Origin of the sequence: Ralstonia psammae (assembly GCF_958405935.1) — a bacterium.
Classification (GTDB): Bacteria; Pseudomonadota; Gammaproteobacteria; order Burkholderiales; family Burkholderiaceae; genus Ralstonia; species Ralstonia psammae.
Window position 1 is genome coordinate 136,879 of sequence record NZ_CATZBU010000009.1, and the last position, 15,115, is coordinate 151,993.

Genomic DNA, 15,115 nt, shown 5'->3' on the forward strand with positions numbered 1-15,115 from the left:
GGCAAGGCGCCATTTTAGTCCTGATGACCTGGGGGTCAGAATTCAGGCTCAGGCCAGATCGAAACGATCCAGATTCATCACCTTGACCCAGGCCGCCACGAACTCGCTGATGAAGCGCTCCTTACCGTCGGCGCTGCCATACACCTCGGCCAGCGCCCGCAGGATCGAATTCGAGCCGAACACCAGATCGACGCGCGTGCCGGTCCACTTGAGCTGGCCCGTCTTGCGGTCAACGCCCTCGTAGATGTGGCCTGCGGCCCTCCATTCGGTGCTCATGTCGAGCAGGTTGACGAAGAAGTCGTTGGTCAACGCGCCCGGCGTGGCGGTCAACACGCCATGCTGGCTGCCATCCGCATTGATGTTGATGGCACGCAAGCCACCGATCAGCACGGTCAACTCAGGCGCGGTCAGCGTCAGCAACTGGGCCTTGTCGAGCAGCGACACTTCGGCCGGCATCGCGTAGTCGGCCTTCTGGTAGTTGCGGAAGCCGTCGGCCACGGGTTCGAGCGGAGCGAATGAAGCGGCGTCAGTCTGTTCAGCTGTGGCATCGACGCGGCCCGGCGTGAACGGCACGGTGATGGTCGTGCCGGCTGCCTTGGCGGCCAGTTCGATACCGACGCTGCCTGCCAGTACGATCACATCCGCCAGCGAGGCCTTGCCGGAGGCGCGCTGAATTTCCTCCAGCTTGGCCAGCGTGCCGGCCACCGGCTGATTGACCGCCCAATCGTTCTGCGGTGCCAGGCGGATGCGCGCACCGTTGGCGCCGCCACGTTTGTCCGAACCGCGGAAGGTCGAGGCAGACGCCCACGCCACGGCAACCAGTTCGGATGCCGACAGGCCGGAGGCGGCAATCTTCGCCCTAAGGTCGGCGATGTCGGCCTCGGTCGGCTTGTGCGTGGCAGCCGGCAGCGGGTCTTGCCAGATCAGGTCTTCACGCGGCACTTCGGGGCCGAGGTAACGCGACTTCGGGCCGAGATCACGATGCGTCAGCTTGAACCAGGCGCGGGCAAAGGCTTCGGCAAACGCCTGCGGGTTGTCGAGGAAGCGGCGCGAGATCTTCTCGTACGCCGGATCGAAGCGCAGCGACAAGTCGGTCGTCAGCATCGTCGGCTTGCGCTTGGGCGCGTCGGGTGTCGGGCCCGGAATGATCGCCTCGGCGTCTTTGGCCACCCACTGCAGTGCGCCGGCCGGGCTCTTCTCCTGCACCCATTCGTACTTGAACAGGTTCTCGAAGAAGAAGTTGCTCCATTGCGCGGGGGTCTGCGTCCAGGTGACTTCCAGCCCGCTGGTGATGGCGTCGGCGCCCTTGCCGGTCCCGTAGGTGCTGGCCCAGCCCAGGCCCTGCGCCTCCAGCGGTGCAGATTCAACGTCCGCGCCGACGTGGCTGGCGGCGCCGGCACCGTGCGTTTTGCCGAAGGTGTGGCCGCCGGCGATCAGCGCGACGGTTTCTTCGTCGTCCATCGCCATGCGGGCAAAGGTGTCGCGGATGTCGCGTGCCGCAGCCAGTGGGTCCCCGTTGCCGTCCGGGCCTTCGGGGTTCACGTAGATGAGGCCCATCTGCACGGCAGCCAGCGGGTTCGCGAGATTGCGGTCGCCCGAGTAGCGGCTGTTGGGGTTGTCGGTGGGCGCAAGCCAGGTGGTTTCGCTGCCCCAGTAGACATCGTTGTCCGGTTCCCAGGTGTCTTCACGGCCAGCGGCAAAGCCGAAGGTGCGGAAGCCCATGGTTTCGAGTGCCACGTTGCCAGTCAGGATCAGCAAGTCGGCCCACGAGATCGCCTGGCCGTACTTCTGCTTGATCGGCCACAGCAGGCGGCGCGACTTGTCGATGTTGACGTTGTCAGGCCAGGAGTTGAGCGGAGCGAAACGTTGCTGGCCGCGCCCGGCGCCGCCACGGCCATCACCCGTGCGGTACGTGCCGGCGGCATGCCATGCCATGCGGATGAACTGCGGTCCATAGTGGCCGAAGTCTGCCGGCCACCAGTCTTGCGAATCCGTCATCAGGCGGCGTAAATCGGCCTTGAGCGCATCGTAGTCGATCGAATTGAACGACTTGCGGTAGTCGAACTTCGGCCCAAGCGGATCAGACTTCTCGGAATGCTGGTTCAGTAGATCAACGCGCAGTTGATTGGGCCACCAGTCCTTGTTGGCCGTACCGCCACCGAAGGCGTGGGAAGCAGCAGGAGCATGGCCGGAAAACGGGCATTTGGTTTCGGTCGTCATGATTCTCTCGTTTAGGTCATGGAGGTAAATGCCGCCCCACCCGCAACACGACGGGCTCGCGGGAGGGGCGCAGTTCGCTGCTGTCGAAACGCCTGTTGCAAACGTGGCGAACGGCCGTCAAGCCAGCCTTAAGCCAGGAGCGAACGCAGCATCCACGCGGTCTTTTCGTGCGTGTCCATGCGTTGCGTCAGCAGATCGGCGGTCGGTTCGTCAGCGGCCTTGTCGACGTCGGGGAACAGGCTGCGGGCGGTGCGCGTTACGGCTTCGTGGCCGGCCACCAGCTCGCGCACCATGTCCATCGCCTCGGGAATGCCCTTCGATTCCGGAATCGACGACAGCTTGGCGAACTCCGTATACGAGCCCGGCGCGGGATAGCCCAGCGCGCGGATGCGCTCGGCCACCGGATCGACGGCATTCCACAGTTCGTTGTACTGCGTCTCGAACATCAGATGCAGCGTGTTGAACATCGGGCCGGTGACGTTCCAGTGGAAGTAATGCGTCTTCAGATAGAGCGAGTAGGTATCGGCCAGCAGGCGCGACAGGCCGTCTGCGATCTTCTTGCGATCTTTGTCAGCAATGCCGATGTTGATCTGGGCGGCGGCAGTCGCGCCGCTGTTCTTCTTTGCCATCTGGATTCCCCTATGAAGTGGTATGCAAAAACGCGATGCCGGTGCTTCGGCGCCGGGTCACGCGTGCTTCAAGCCTTCTTTCGGTCGCCGCTCGCGCGGCAAGTTCCGATCGTCGCATCGTCCCATGACGAAACGCAGAGCGGATGGCAACCGAGCATCAGGCCGATCATCAGACCATGAGCTGCACCATGCCGTGCAGGAGCACGATCATAGCGCCGGCAGCCACGATGGTTAGACCGATCTGCTTGCGCGCCCACTTGCGTTGCAGGCGAACGGATTCTGCGAGGCGCGTGCCACGGCCACCGGCCGCACTGCCGGGCACACCGGACAGCGTCGGCACCTCGGCCTGCGAGGCGCGCACCGTGTCCGCAAACCCCTGCCATTCCGAAACAAACATCCGCACCATTGTCATGCTCTCTTCTCCTTGCGACCCCGCGCGTTCCTGATGTCCGCACCACACGCGCGGACCACTTCATGCATCCATCAGGTCAGTGCGATTCACCATAGGCAGCGAGCCATTCCAGCACGGTCGCGACGGTGTTCGAGGCAAGCGGCAAGGACATGACGGGCTCCACGGTGATTAGGTAGTGAGCGATGCGCTCACCATGGAAGCCAGTCTATTCGAGCACTATTGATGCGTATATTTGATTGTTTTTATCTATTAATTAGACGTGCGCTATGGCCGTCATGGGACGGCACCCAGCGGTTACCTCAGAGGGGATCAGTGAATCAGCGGCGTGTGCGGCAACAGCTTGATGCCCGGCAGTTCGCATTGCGCGACCGCCTTGGCCACCGCCTCGATCGCGGCAATGCGGGTGAAGCTCTTGCGCCAGGCCAGCACAACGCGGCGGTCGGGCACCGGCTCCTGGAACGGCACGTAGCTCAGCAGATCGGTGGCGGCGGGCTGCATGTTCGGCACCGACGTGCGCGGCAGCACGGTAATGCCCACGCCGCTGGCGACCATATGGCGGATCGTCTCCAGCGACGAACCTTCGAAGGTTTTCTGAATACCGTCGGCGTTCTGCGAGAAGCGCGACAGCTCCGGGCACACGCCCAGCACGTGGTCGCGGAAGCAATGGCCGTTGCCGAGCAGCAGCATGGTCTGCTGCTTGAGCGCCTCCGGGTCCACCGACGACGCCTTGGCCAGCTCGTGACCGCGCGGCACCGCCACGACAAAGGGCTCGTCGTACAGCGGCACCGTCATCAGGCCGGCCTCGGGAAACGGCTCGGCCATGATGGCGCAGTCGATCTCGCCCTGCTTGAGCAGCTCCACCAGCCGCACGGTGAAGTTCTCCTGCAACATCAGCGGCATCTGCGGGACGGTGTCGATCATCTGCTTGACCAGCGCGGGCAGCAGGTACGGCCCGATCGTGTAGATCACCCCAAGGCGCAGCGGCCCGGCCAGTGGGTCCATCCCCTGCTTAGCAATCTCCCGGATCGCCATCGTCTGTTCAAGCACGCGCTGCGCCTGCGTCACGATCTGCTCGCCGACGGGCGTGACGCTCACTTCCGACGCGCCGCGCTCGAAGATCTGCACGGCCAGCTCGTCTTCCAGCTTTTTGATGGCGACCGACAGCGTCGGTTGCGAGACGAAGCAGGCTTCGGCGGCACGCCCAAAGTGGCGTTCCCGCGCAACGGCGACGATGTATTTGAGTTCGGTGAGCGTCATGGCGATCAATCGGCTTGGGGATATCGATAGATTTTACCAAGGGACGTGGGATATTGCTTGGGGTTCGAGCGGCAACCCGGGCATTGACAACGCTGCTGGCCGCCCCATCTTCCGTGAATACGCCCCACCGAGACAAAAAGGAGCCGCCCCAGCATGAGTGACGAACCTAACGGCAGCCGATCCCTGCCCCGCGGCAGACGCCGCTTTCTGACGACGACGGTGGCGCTCATGGCAGCGCTGCATCTCTACATCGGATGGCGGCTGCTGCCGGATCTGGGCTGGAATGGCGCGGGCTGGGCTGCAGGCGTGGTCTTCCTGCTGGTATCGACGGTGATGATTCCCACTGGGATGGCAGCGCGCTTCGTAATCCGCCCCATCTCGTTGGCGGATCGCGTCACCTGGTTTGGCGCGTTGCTGATGGGCTTGTTCTCGTCGCTGCTGGTGCTGACGCTGCTGCGCGACATCGCGCTGATCGTGCTGCCGCAGGTGTATCGCCACGACTCGGCACTGCTGGTCGTCGCCCTCACCTTGCTCGTGACGGTGATCGGCTATGTCAACGCGCGTCGCATCCCCCGCGTCGCGCGGGTGACGGTGCCCATTGCGGGTCTGCCTGCGCCGCTGCACGGCTTCACCATCGCACAGATTACCGATCTGCACGTCGGCCCGACCATCAAGCGCGCGTATGTGGCCGGCGTGGTCGACAGGCTCAATGCGCTGCAACCGGATGTCATCGCGGTGACGGGCGACCTGGTGGACGGCGAGGTCGACGTGCTCCGCCCGCATATCGCGCCGCTGGCCGGCATGTCGGCCCGGCATGGCATTTTTGCGGTGACGGGCAATCACGAGTACTACTCGGGGGTCGGCCCCTGGGTGACCGAGTTCGAGCGGCTCGGCATGCAGGTGTTGATGAACGAGCATGCGGTGCTTGAACACAACGGCGCGCCGCTGGTGATCGCGGGCGTGACCGATTTCACTGCGGGCAAGTTCGACGCTGCGCATGCGAGCGATCCGACCCGGGCGCTGGCAGGGGCGCCGGCCGGCGTGACCCCCACCATCCTCCTCGCGCACCAACCGCGCAGCGCCCCTGCCGCCGCGGAGGCCGGCTTCGACCTGCAGTTGTCGGGGCACACCCATGGCGGCCAGTTCTGGCCGTGGAGCTTGTTTGTTCCGCTGCAGCAGCCTTTTACGGCGGGGCTGCACAAACTGGGACGCCTGTGGATCTACACCAGCCGTGGCACAGGATATTGGGGCCCGCCCAAGCGGTTCGGTGCACCGTCGGAGATCACGCTGCTACGGCTGGAAACGGCCGTTAGCTAAACCGCAAGAGCGGGCATCCGACGAAGAAGCCTACGACAGCAACGTCTTGCGCCCTGCCGAAGCCCCCCGCACCGTCGTAGTGCGTACGAAAGTTGTAACGCCGCCTCACACCGGCGACATTTCGGTCTATGTCGTTCGGTTGACGGGCTAGAATCGCGCGACTCACTGCCACACCCGCGCCACGTCCCATGTCGTTCGACCACCCGCATCTGCAAAACCCCGCCACGCTCCTCGAAATCGTGCGGGCGCAGTCAGAGATCGCCAAGCTCGGCACGGATCTGGGAGCGATCATGGCGCTGGTCACCGAGCGGGCACAGCACCTGACGTGCGCGACGGGGGCGGTGGTCGAATTGGCGGAAGGCGAAGAGATGGTCTATCGGGCCACCTCGGGCCTGACCGAAACGCTGCTCGGCCTGCGCCTGGCGCGCAAGGGCAGCCTGTCGGGCCTGTGCGTGCAGACCGGCGAGATCCTGCAATGCACGGACTCCGAAACCGACGCGCGCGTCGACCGCGAAGCCTGTCGCCGCGTTGGTTTGCGCTCAATGGTGGTAACGCCGCTGCGGCATCTCGACACCACGGTCGGCGTGCTCAAGCTGGTGGCGCCGGAGGTGGACGCCTTCAGCGAAAGCGACATCGGCGTGTTGGAGCTGATGTCCGAACTGATCGCCGCGGCCATGTTCCACGCCGCCAACGCCGAGCGCGATCAGTTGTACCTGCGCGCCACGCACGACGCGCTGACCAACCTCCCCAACCGCGCGTTGTTTTATGACCGCCTGCGGCAGTCGATCCATCTGGCGCAGCGCGCGCATGGCGGCTTGGGCGTGCTCAATGTCGACATGGACAATCTCAAGCTCATCAATGATCGCCATGGCCACCGTGCCGGCGATGCGGCGATCCGGGAGACCGCACAGCGCATGGGCCGCACGGCACGGCGCTCCGACACGGTGGCGCGCGTGGGCGGCGATGAGTTTGCCGTGATCCTGCCCGGCATCGGCGCGCGGGCCGATGCGCAGGCGCAATGCGAGCGGCTTATCGAAGAGGTGCAGCAACCGTACGTGTTCGAAGGCCAGCCGCTGGACCTGCGCGTGAGCATCGGCGTGGCGGTCATGCCCGAAGACGGCACCGAGATCACCGCCCTGCTGGACCAGGCCGACCGCGAGATGTACACCGCCAAGCGCTTGCGCAAGCAGGCACAGCTGACGCACTGAAGCTTGCGCGGCGACATGCGCCGCCGGCCTTAAACGCGTAGATAGTGCTCGCGCTCGCCCAGCCAGCGCTTGAGATGGGTGTCGACGGCTTCAGGAAAGCGCACAAGCATGTCGTCCGCCGCGCCTTGGGCAAACTCGACGAGCCACGCGTCGTGGTTCAGATCGGCAAAGCGCAGCATCGCTTCGCCCGACTGCCGCGCGCCGAGGAATTCACCAGGGCCGCGGATCTCCAGATCGCGCCGGGCAATTTCGAAGCCGTCAGTGGTCTCGCGCATGGTCTGCAGGCGCTGCTTGGCCGTCGGCGACAGGGGCGCCTGATACAGCAGCACGCATACCGATTCCGCCGTGCCGCGCCCCACCCGCCCGCGCAACTGATGCAACTGCGCAAGGCCAAAGCGCTCGGCGTGCTCGATCACCATCAACGACGCATTGGGCACATCCACACCGACTTCGATGACGGTGGTGGCCACCAGCACGTGCAACTCGCCGCCGGCAAAGGCGCTCATCACGGCGGCCTTCTCGGCGGATGGCAGGCGTCCGTGCACGAGACCCACCTTCAGGCCCTGCAGACTTTGCGAAAGCGTCTCGAAGGTTTCGACGGCGGTCTGCAACTGCAGCGCCTCGCTTTCTTCGATCAGCGGACAAACCCAATAGACCTGCCGACCTTCGCGGGCGGCGGCGTAGATGCGTTCAATCACTTCGTCACGGCGCGCATCGTTCACCAGGCGCGTGACGATGGGCGTGCGGCCGGGCGGCAATTCGTCGATGGCAGAGACGTCGAGATCGGCGTAATACGTCATCGCGAGCGTGCGCGGGATGGGCGTGGCGGACATCATCAGCTGGTGCGGCACCTGGGCGCGGGCGGCAGCGGGCGCTTCGCCATTGCTGGCTTTGCCGCGCAGGGCGAGCCGCTGCGCCACGCCGAAGCGATGCTGCTCATCCACCACGGCCAGGCCGAGGCGCGCGAACGTGACCGCATCCTGGATCAGCGCGTGTGTGCCGATCACGAGCTGCGCGGTGCCGGCGGCCACGCGCGCGGCCGCCTCGTCCTTCTGCTTGCGCTTGAGGCTGCCGGCCAGCCAGACAATGTCCACGCCCAGCGGCTCCAGCCACGCAGAAAGCTTGCGATAGTGCTGCTCGGCGAGCAGTTCGGTCGGCGCCATCAGCGCGGCCTGCCAGCCGGCGTCGATGGCCTGGCACGCTGCCAGCGCGGCAATGACGGTCTTGCCGCTGCCCACATCGCCCTGCAGCAATCGCTGCATCGGGTACGGGTGCGCGAGGTCGGCGCGGATCTCTTCCCACACGCGGGCCTGGGCGCCGGTGAGCTTGAACGGCAGCGCATTCATGAAGCGCGCGAGCAGCCCGTCTTTGCCGCTGTCGCGCAGAATGGGTGCATTGCGCATCCGGCGCGCGGCCTGCGCACGCTTGAGCGACAACTGCTGCGACAGCAGTTCATCAAACTTGATGCGCAGCCACGCCGGGTGCGTACGCTCGACGAGGCTGTGTTCGTCGACATCGGGCGTCGGTTGGTGCAGCAGGCGCACGGCATCGGCCGGCGTCATCAGCTTGAGTGGGGCGAGCGGGCCGGTAATGAGGCTATTCGGCAGCGTTTCCGGCAACGGCGTACGCGTGAGCGCATTCAGGATCGCCTTGCGCAGGTAGGCCTGCGCCACGCCGGCCGTGCTCGGATACACCGGTGTCAGGCGATCGGGCAGCGGTTCATCCTCGGCCACGGCGCGCACGGACGGGTGCACCATCTCTGCGCCGAAGAAGCCGCCGCGCACTTCACCGCGCACGCGCAGGCGCACGCCTTCGGCCATCTGCTTGACTTGGCTGCCGTAGAAATTGAGAAAGCGGAGAACCAGTTCGCCCGAGTCATCGGCGATGTGCACGACGAGTTGTCGGCGCGGCCGGAACGCCACTTCGTTGCGCGTGACCGTGCCTTCGACCTGCGCAGCCCAGCCGGTGTTGGCGCGGGCAGTGGCTTCGGCAATGGTCAGGCGCGTGGTTTCGTCCTCGTAGCGCATCGGCAGATGCAGGACGAGATCGACGTCGCGGTGCAGGCCGAGCTTGGCCAGCTTGTCCGCCGGTCGGGCGGTCTTGGCCGCTGCTTTGGCCGGCTTGTCTGCCGTGGCTGCGCGTTTTGGCTTCTGCGCCGACGCAGTATCAGCGTTGTGCATAGGAGCAGCATCAGTGGCGGATCGGGCGCGAGGCGGCACAGGGCGTTTACAATGGCGAACTTTGCGAGTCGCCCGATTGTACCGGCGCCCGCCACCATCACTTGGCGCAATCCACGTCTGCGCCACTTTTCATGCTGACGCTGTCCGATTTCGATTTCGATCTGCCACCCGAGCTGATCGCACAAACCGCCCTGCCCGACCGCACCGCGAGCCGCCTGCTGGCCGTACGTCGTGCGCAAGATGCCGTGCATTTTGAAGACCGCCAGTTTGCCGATCTGGTCGACTACCTGCGCCCAGGCGACCTGCTCGTCTTCAACGACACGCGCGTCATCAAAGCACGCTTTTTCGGCCACAAGGCCAGCGGCGGCAAGGTCGAGGTGCTGGTCGAGCGCCTGCTGGACGAGCACACCGTGCTGGCGCAGATCCGCTCCAGCAAGTCGCCCGTCGAGGGCACCACACTGCGCCTGGCCGACGCCTTTGACGTGACGGTCGGCCCACGCGCCGAGCCGTTCTTTACGTTGCGGTTCCCGCAGCCGGCGCTGGATCTGATCGAGCAATACGGCCGCCTGCCGCTGCCGCCTTACATCGAGCACGACCCCGACAGCTTTGACGAGACGCGCTACCAGACCGTCTATGCGCGCAATCCGGGCGCTGTCGCGGCACCCACGGCGGGCCTGCATTTCGACGATGCCCTGTTCGCCAGGCTCGACGCCATGGGCATCAAGCGCGGCTTTCTCACGCTGCACGTGGGTGCAGGCACGTTCCAGCCGGTGCGGGTGGAAAACATCGCCGAGCACCGCATGCACAGCGAGTGGTACGAAATCACACCCGAACTGGCCGAAGCGATCCGCGCCACGCGCGCTGCCGGCGGCCGCGTGATCGCCGTGGGCACAACGTCGATGCGCGCGCTCGAATCGGCCGCGCAGCCAGACGGCACGCTCAATGCCTGCAGCGGCGAGACCGACATCTTCATCACCCCCGGCTACCGTTTCCGTGCCGTCGACCTGCTGGTGACCAACTTCCACCTGCCCAAGTCGACGCTGCTGATGCTGGTGTCGGCGTTTGCCGGCATGAACGCCATCCGCAGCGCCTACCAGCACGCCATTGCCCAGCGCTACCGCTTCTTCAGTTACGGCGACGCCATGCTCCTGACGCGCGCCCCATCCGAACCCGGCGAATCCCAATCGCTCTGATCATGCTCAAGTACGAACTGCTTACCACCGATGGCCTCGCCCGACGCGGCCGCATGACCCTGAACCACGGCGTGGTGGAAACGCCCATCTTCATGCCGGTGGGTACCTATGGCGCGGTCAAGGCGATGTCGCCGGCGGAGCTGAAGGACATTGGCGCGCAGATCATCCTGGGCAACACGTTCCACCTGTGGCTGCGCCCCGGGCTGGAAGTGATGGACGCACACAAGGGCCTGCACGGCTTCAATGGCTGGGACAAGCCCATCCTGACCGATTCGGGCGGCTTTCAGGTGTTTTCGCTGGGCGATCTGCGCAAGATCACCGAAGAAGGCGTGACGTTCGCTTCGCCCATCAATGGCGACAAGCTATTCTTGTCGCCCGAGATCTCGATGCAGATTCAGCGCCGGCTGAACTCCGACATCGTCATGCAGTTCGACGAATGCACGCCGTACAAAATCGGCGATCGCCCCGCCACCGAGGCCGAAGCCGCAGCCTCGATGCGCATGAGCCTGCGTTGGGCCCAGCGTTCGCGCAACGAATTCGAGCGCGAGAAGAATCCGAACGCGCTGTTCGGCATCGTCCAGGGCGGCATGTTCGAGAACCTGCGCGACGAATCGCTGGCCGGTTTGCAAGCGATTGACGCCGATGCGGGCGGCGACGGTTTCGGTGGTTACGCCATCGGCGGCCTGTCGGTTGGCGAGCCCAAGGAAGACATGATGCGCGTGCTCCAGCACGTGGCGCCGCGTCTGCCCGCGAACAAGCCGCACTACCTGATGGGCGTCGGTACGCCGGAAGACCTGGTGGCAGGCGTTGCTACCGGCATCGACATGTTCGACTGTGTGATGCCGACCCGCAACGCGCGCAACGGCTGGCTCTTCACCCGCTTTGGCGACATCAAGATCAAGAACGCGGTACACCGCAACGATCCGCGCCCGCTGGACGAGACCTGCGGCTGCTACACCTGCAGCAATTTCTCGCGCGCCTACCTGCACCACCTTCAGCGCGTGGGCGAGATTCTCGGTGCCCGCCTGAACACGATCCACAACCTGTATTACTACCTGGAATTGATGGCCGAAATGCGCGCCGCCATCGAGTCGCACGGCTTTGCCGCATTCCAGGCGCGCTTTGCCGCAGACCGCGCGCGCGGGGCCCTGTAACCGTTCTCCACGGGGCGCCAGGCGCGCCCATTTGCAGCAGCACCGCAATGGTAGAATGTCGGGTCCGATTTTTGACCGATTGACGAACCATTACGGAGTTCTGACGTGTTCCTGATTTCCGACGCTTACGCGCAAACTGCACCGGCTGCTGGGGGTGCCGCGGGTGGCCTGATGAGCTTCCTGCCCATCATCCTGATGTTCGTGGTGCTGTGGTTCATCATGATCCGCCCGCAAATGAAGCGCCAGAAAGAAACCAAGGCGATGCTCGAAGCCCTGGCCAAGGGCGACGAAGTCGTCACCGCCGGCGGCATTCTGGGCAAGGTCAGCAAGGTGGCTGAGCAGTACGTCACCGTGGAAATCGCTGCCAACACCGAAATCACTGTCCAGAAGAGCGCCGTGACGACCGTGCTGCCCAAGGGCACGCTCAAGGCGCTGTAATCAGCCCATCCTGGCGCCGCGCACGATTGCGCCGGCGCCGGAACCCCAGGCAGCGCCTATTCTAAGAATCCGCGCCCGCGCCCCTCGGCGTCGCCCCTCTGCATTCCAAGATGAATCGCTATCCGCTCTGGAAATACCTTGTGATCCTGGTGGCGCTTGCCATTGGGTTCCTCTATACGCTGCCGAACTTCTTCGGTGAGGCGCCTGCCGTGCAAGTGTCGTCGGGCAAGGCCACCGTCAAGGTCGACCTGAACGTGCAAAAGCAGGTCGAGAGCCTGCTGGCTGCGGCCAGCATTCAGCCCGACGGCGTGTTCTTCGACAACAACGGCACCTCCGCCAGCGTGCGCGTGCGCTTTGCCGACACCGACACGCAGCTCAAGGCCAAGGACGTCCTGGCCCACGGCCTCAACACCGATCAAGCCGACCCGACCTACATCGTGGCGCTGAACCTGCTGCCGGGCTCGCCGCGCTGGTTGAGTGGCGCACCGCTCTTTGCCAAGCCGATGTTCCTGGGCCTGGATTTGCGCGGTGGCGTGCACTTCCTGCTGCAGGTCGACATGAACGGCGCCCTGACGAAGAAGCTCGACTCGCTGGCGGGCGACATCCGCACGCAACTGCGTGACAAGGGCATCCGCCACAACGGCATCGACCGCAACAGCAACACCATCACGATCAAGTTCAGCAACCCCGACGACGCCGACCGCGCCCGCGGGCTGCTGGCCGACTCGACCCGCGAACTGGCCTATACCGTGGACAAGAGCGCCGACGGCGCCACGCTCACCGGCACCTTCACCGCCGCTGCGATGAAGGAAGTGCAGGACAACGCGGTCAAGCAGAACATCGTCACGCTGCATAACCGGGTGAACGAACTCGGCGTGGCTGAACCGGTGATCCAGCAGCAGGGTCCGGACCGCATCGTCGTGCAACTGCCCGGCGTGCAGGACACGGCCAAGGCCAAGGACATCATCGGCCGCACCGCTACGCTGGAAGCGCGCCTGGCAGACCCGAACGCGCCGCTCGCACCGCGCGCCGGCGATCCGGTGCCGCTGGGCGACGAGCTGTTCACGCAAGGCCGCAGCGCCCCGGTGCTGCTGCAGAAGCAGGTGATCTTCACGGGTGACCGCATCACGAGCGCCTCGGCGGGCTTCGACCAGAACCACAATTCATCGGTTGACATCACGCTCGACGGCCAGGGCGGCCGCATGCTGCGCGATGTCTCGCGTGACAACATCGGCAAGCGCATGGGCATCGTGCTCTTTGAAAAGGGCAAGGGCGAAGTGCTGACGGTGGCGACCATCCAGTCTGAACTGGGCTCGCGCTTCCAGATCACCGGCATGGGCTCGACCGAGGCAGCTTCCGACCTGGCACTGCTGCTGCGTGCCGGCTCGCTGGCGGCGCCGATGGAGATCATCGAAGAGCGCACCATCGGTCCGTCGCTGGGTGCCGATAACATCAAGAAGGGCTTCGATTCGGCGCTGTACGGCTTCCTCGCCATCTCGGTGTTCATGGTGCTGTACTACATGCTGTTCGGCGCGTTCTCGGTGGCGGCCCTGGGTGTCAACGTGTTCCTGCTGATCGCGCTGCTCTCCATGCTGCAGGCCACGCTGACGCTGCCCGGTATCGCGGCAATCGCTCTGGCGCTCGGTATGGCCATTGACGCCAACGTGCTGATCAACGAACGCGTGCGTGAAGAGCTGCGCAGCGGCGCATCGGCACAGATGGCCATCGCAGCCGGTTTCGACCGCGCCTGGGCGACTATCCTCGATTCGAACGTGACCACGCTCATCGCCGGCCTGGCGTTGATCGCCTTCGGTTCGGGCCCGGTGCGCGGCTTCGCGATCGTGCACTGCCTGGGGATCGGCACGTCCATGTTCTCGGCGGTGTTCTTCAACCGTGGTCTCGTGAACCTCTGGTACGGCCGCAAGAAGAAGCTGCAGAGCGTCGCCATCGGGCAGGTGTGGAAGCCGGGCAATACGAACACAGAATCGCCCGCCAAGTAATCACGCCACCCACAACGAATCTCGCATAACCGGCACCGCCCCCGACACGAAAGGGGCGGTCGCCACAAAGGGCAGACCATGGAGTTTTTCCGCATCCGCCGCGACATTCCGTTCATGAAGCACGCGTTGATCCTCAACGCGCTGTCGTTCCTGACGTTTATCGCCGCTGTCTTCTTCCTGTTCCACAAGGGGCTGCACCTCTCGGTGGAATTCACCGGCGGTACGGTGATGGAAGTCGCTTACACCCAGGCCGCCGATCTGCCCAAGATCCGCGGCGACGTTGAGAAGCTCGGCTATGCCGACGCCCAGGTGCAGAACTTCGGCACCTCGCGCGACGTGATGATCCGCCTGCCGCTCAAGAACGGTCCGGACGGCAAGCCCATCGCTTCGGCCGTGCAAAGCCAACAGGTGATGACGGCCCTGAACGCCGTCAACCCCGACGCCAAGCTGCAGCGCGTTGAATTCGTCGGCCCGCAGGTCGGCAAGGAACTCGCCACCGATGGCCTGCTGGCGTTGCTGTTCGTGGTGGTCGGCATCGTCATCTACCTGTCGATCCGCTTCGAATGGAAGTTTGCCGTGGCGGGCGTGATCGCCAACCTGCACGACGTCGTGATCATCCTGGGCTTCTTCGCCTTCTTCCAGTGGGAGTTCTCGCTGTCGGTGCTGGCGGGGGTGCTGGCGGTGCTGGGCTACTCGGTCAACGAATCCGTGGTGATTTTCGACCGGATCCGCGAAGCATTCCGCAAGTACCGCAAGATGAACACGCACGAGGTGATCGATCACGCCATTACGAGCACCATTTCGCGCACGATCATCACCCACGGCTCGACCGAAATGATGGTGGTGTCGATGCTGGTGTTCGGTGGCCCGACGCTGCACTACTTCGCCCTGGCGCTGACGATCGGTATTCTGTTCGGCATCTACTCGTCGGTGTTTGTGGCAGCCGCGCTGTGCATGTGGCTGGGCGTCAAGCGTGAAGACCTGGTCAAGTCCGAGAAGAAAGGTGGCGGTCCGAAGGAGGACGATCCGAACTTCGGCGCGCAGGTCTGAAACCCCTGCCCCGCACTGCCCGGAACCCTCATTCCTCGGGCAACAAAAAAGCCCCGC

General features: G+C 64.7%; 12 protein-coding genes. 7 read left to right on the plus strand and 5 right to left on the minus strand.

The genetic code is table 11. The annotated features are described in order from the left end of the window. Positions 1-48 precede the first annotated feature (48 nt). From katG to R2N16_RS17920, 4 genes are all read right to left on the minus strand, one after another. Positions 49-2,220: a catalase/peroxidase HPI gene (gene katG, locus R2N16_RS17905; protein ID WP_316667148.1), complete on the minus strand. Its 2,172-nt coding sequence runs from the start codon at positions 2,218-2,220 to the stop codon at positions 49-51. A 128-nt stretch (positions 2,221-2,348) separates the two neighbouring features. Then, the gene (locus R2N16_RS17910) at positions 2,349-2,849 is read right to left on the minus strand and encodes a Dps family protein (RefSeq protein ID WP_316667149.1); all 501 of its coding nucleotides are present in this window, start codon (positions 2,847-2,849) and stop codon (positions 2,349-2,351) included. Between the two features lie 169 nt (positions 2,850-3,018). After that, on the minus strand, positions 3,019-3,261 hold the full coding sequence (locus R2N16_RS17915; RefSeq protein ID WP_316667150.1) for a hypothetical protein: 243 nt from the start codon (positions 3,259-3,261) through the stop codon (positions 3,019-3,021). A 309-nt stretch (positions 3,262-3,570) separates the two neighbouring features. Beyond that, positions 3,571-4,518: a LysR substrate-binding domain-containing protein gene (locus R2N16_RS17920; protein WP_316667151.1), complete on the minus strand. Its 948-nt coding sequence runs from the start codon at positions 4,516-4,518 to the stop codon at positions 3,571-3,573. Positions 4,519-4,671: 153 nt separating this feature from the next. On the opposite strand from R2N16_RS17920, the gene R2N16_RS17925 reads away from it, so the two are divergent. Both R2N16_RS17925 and R2N16_RS17930 read left to right on the plus strand, forming a co-directional pair. Next, the gene (locus tag R2N16_RS17925) at positions 4,672-5,835 is read left to right on the plus strand and encodes a metallophosphoesterase (protein WP_316667152.1); all 1,164 of its coding nucleotides are present in this window, start codon (positions 4,672-4,674) and stop codon (positions 5,833-5,835) included. Between the two features lie 188 nt (positions 5,836-6,023). Further along, positions 6,024-7,043: a diguanylate cyclase domain-containing protein gene (locus R2N16_RS17930; protein WP_316667153.1), complete on the plus strand. Its 1,020-nt coding sequence runs from the start codon at positions 6,024-6,026 to the stop codon at positions 7,041-7,043. Positions 7,044-7,072: 29 nt separating this feature from the next. Here the strand turns inward: R2N16_RS17930 and recG are convergent, their stop codons facing one another. Then, the gene (recG, locus tag R2N16_RS17935; RefSeq protein ID WP_316667154.1) at positions 7,073-9,223 is read right to left on the minus strand and encodes an ATP-dependent DNA helicase RecG; all 2,151 of its coding nucleotides are present in this window, start codon (positions 9,221-9,223) and stop codon (positions 7,073-7,075) included. A gap of 131 nt (positions 9,224-9,354) precedes the next feature. Between recG and queA the strand changes: the two genes are divergently transcribed. From queA to secF, 5 genes are all read left to right on the plus strand, one after another. After that, positions 9,355-10,416, plus strand: coding sequence for a tRNA preQ1(34) S-adenosylmethionine ribosyltransferase-isomerase QueA (queA, locus tag R2N16_RS17940; RefSeq protein ID WP_316667155.1), 1,062 nt, complete (start codon positions 9,355-9,357; stop codon positions 10,414-10,416). 2 nt (positions 10,417-10,418) lie between these two features. Beyond that, a complete protein-coding gene (gene tgt / locus R2N16_RS17945; protein WP_316667156.1) occupies positions 10,419-11,570 on the plus strand; it encodes a tRNA guanosine(34) transglycosylase Tgt in 1,152 nt (383 codons plus the stop codon). Positions 11,571-11,675: 105 nt separating this feature from the next. Further along, the gene (yajC, locus tag R2N16_RS17950) at positions 11,676-12,008 is read left to right on the plus strand and encodes a preprotein translocase subunit YajC (protein ID WP_004632835.1); all 333 of its coding nucleotides are present in this window, start codon (positions 11,676-11,678) and stop codon (positions 12,006-12,008) included. Between the two features lie 110 nt (positions 12,009-12,118). Beyond that, a complete protein-coding gene (secD, locus tag R2N16_RS17955) occupies positions 12,119-14,008 on the plus strand; it encodes a protein translocase subunit SecD (protein ID WP_316667157.1) in 1,890 nt (629 codons plus the stop codon). A gap of 78 nt (positions 14,009-14,086) precedes the next feature. Further along, complete coding sequence (gene secF / locus R2N16_RS17960; protein WP_316667158.1) at positions 14,087-15,058, plus strand: protein translocase subunit SecF; 972 nt, start codon at positions 14,087-14,089, stop codon at positions 15,056-15,058. Positions 15,059-15,115: the final 57 nt, after the last annotated feature.

Bases quoted from the DNA above. Each gene is read 5' to 3' on its own strand.
- katG (WP_316667148.1), bottom strand. From the start codon at position 2,220: ATGACGACCGAAACCAAATGCCCGTTTTCCGGCCATGCTCCTGCTGCT.
- R2N16_RS17910 (WP_316667149.1), bottom strand. From the start codon at position 2,849: ATGGCAAAGAAGAACAGCGGCGCGACTGCCGCCGCCCAGATCAACATC.
- R2N16_RS17915 (WP_316667150.1), bottom strand. From the start codon at position 3,261: ATGACAATGGTGCGGATGTTTGTTTCGGAATGGCAGGGGTTTGCGGAC.
- R2N16_RS17920 (WP_316667151.1), bottom strand. From the start codon at position 4,518: ATGACGCTCACCGAACTCAAATACATCGTCGCCGTTGCGCGGGAACGC.
- R2N16_RS17925 (WP_316667152.1), top strand. From the start codon at position 4,672: ATGAGTGACGAACCTAACGGCAGCCGATCCCTGCCCCGCGGCAGACGC.
- R2N16_RS17930 (WP_316667153.1), top strand. From the start codon at position 6,024: ATGTCGTTCGACCACCCGCATCTGCAAAACCCCGCCACGCTCCTCGAA.
- recG (WP_316667154.1), bottom strand. From the start codon at position 9,223: ATGCACAACGCTGATACTGCGTCGGCGCAGAAGCCAAAACGCGCAGCC.
- queA (WP_316667155.1), top strand. From the start codon at position 9,355: ATGCTGACGCTGTCCGATTTCGATTTCGATCTGCCACCCGAGCTGATC.
- tgt (WP_316667156.1), top strand. From the start codon at position 10,419: ATGCTCAAGTACGAACTGCTTACCACCGATGGCCTCGCCCGACGCGGC.
- secD (WP_316667157.1), top strand. From the start codon at position 12,119: ATGAATCGCTATCCGCTCTGGAAATACCTTGTGATCCTGGTGGCGCTT.
- secF (WP_316667158.1), top strand. From the start codon at position 14,087: ATGGAGTTTTTCCGCATCCGCCGCGACATTCCGTTCATGAAGCACGCG.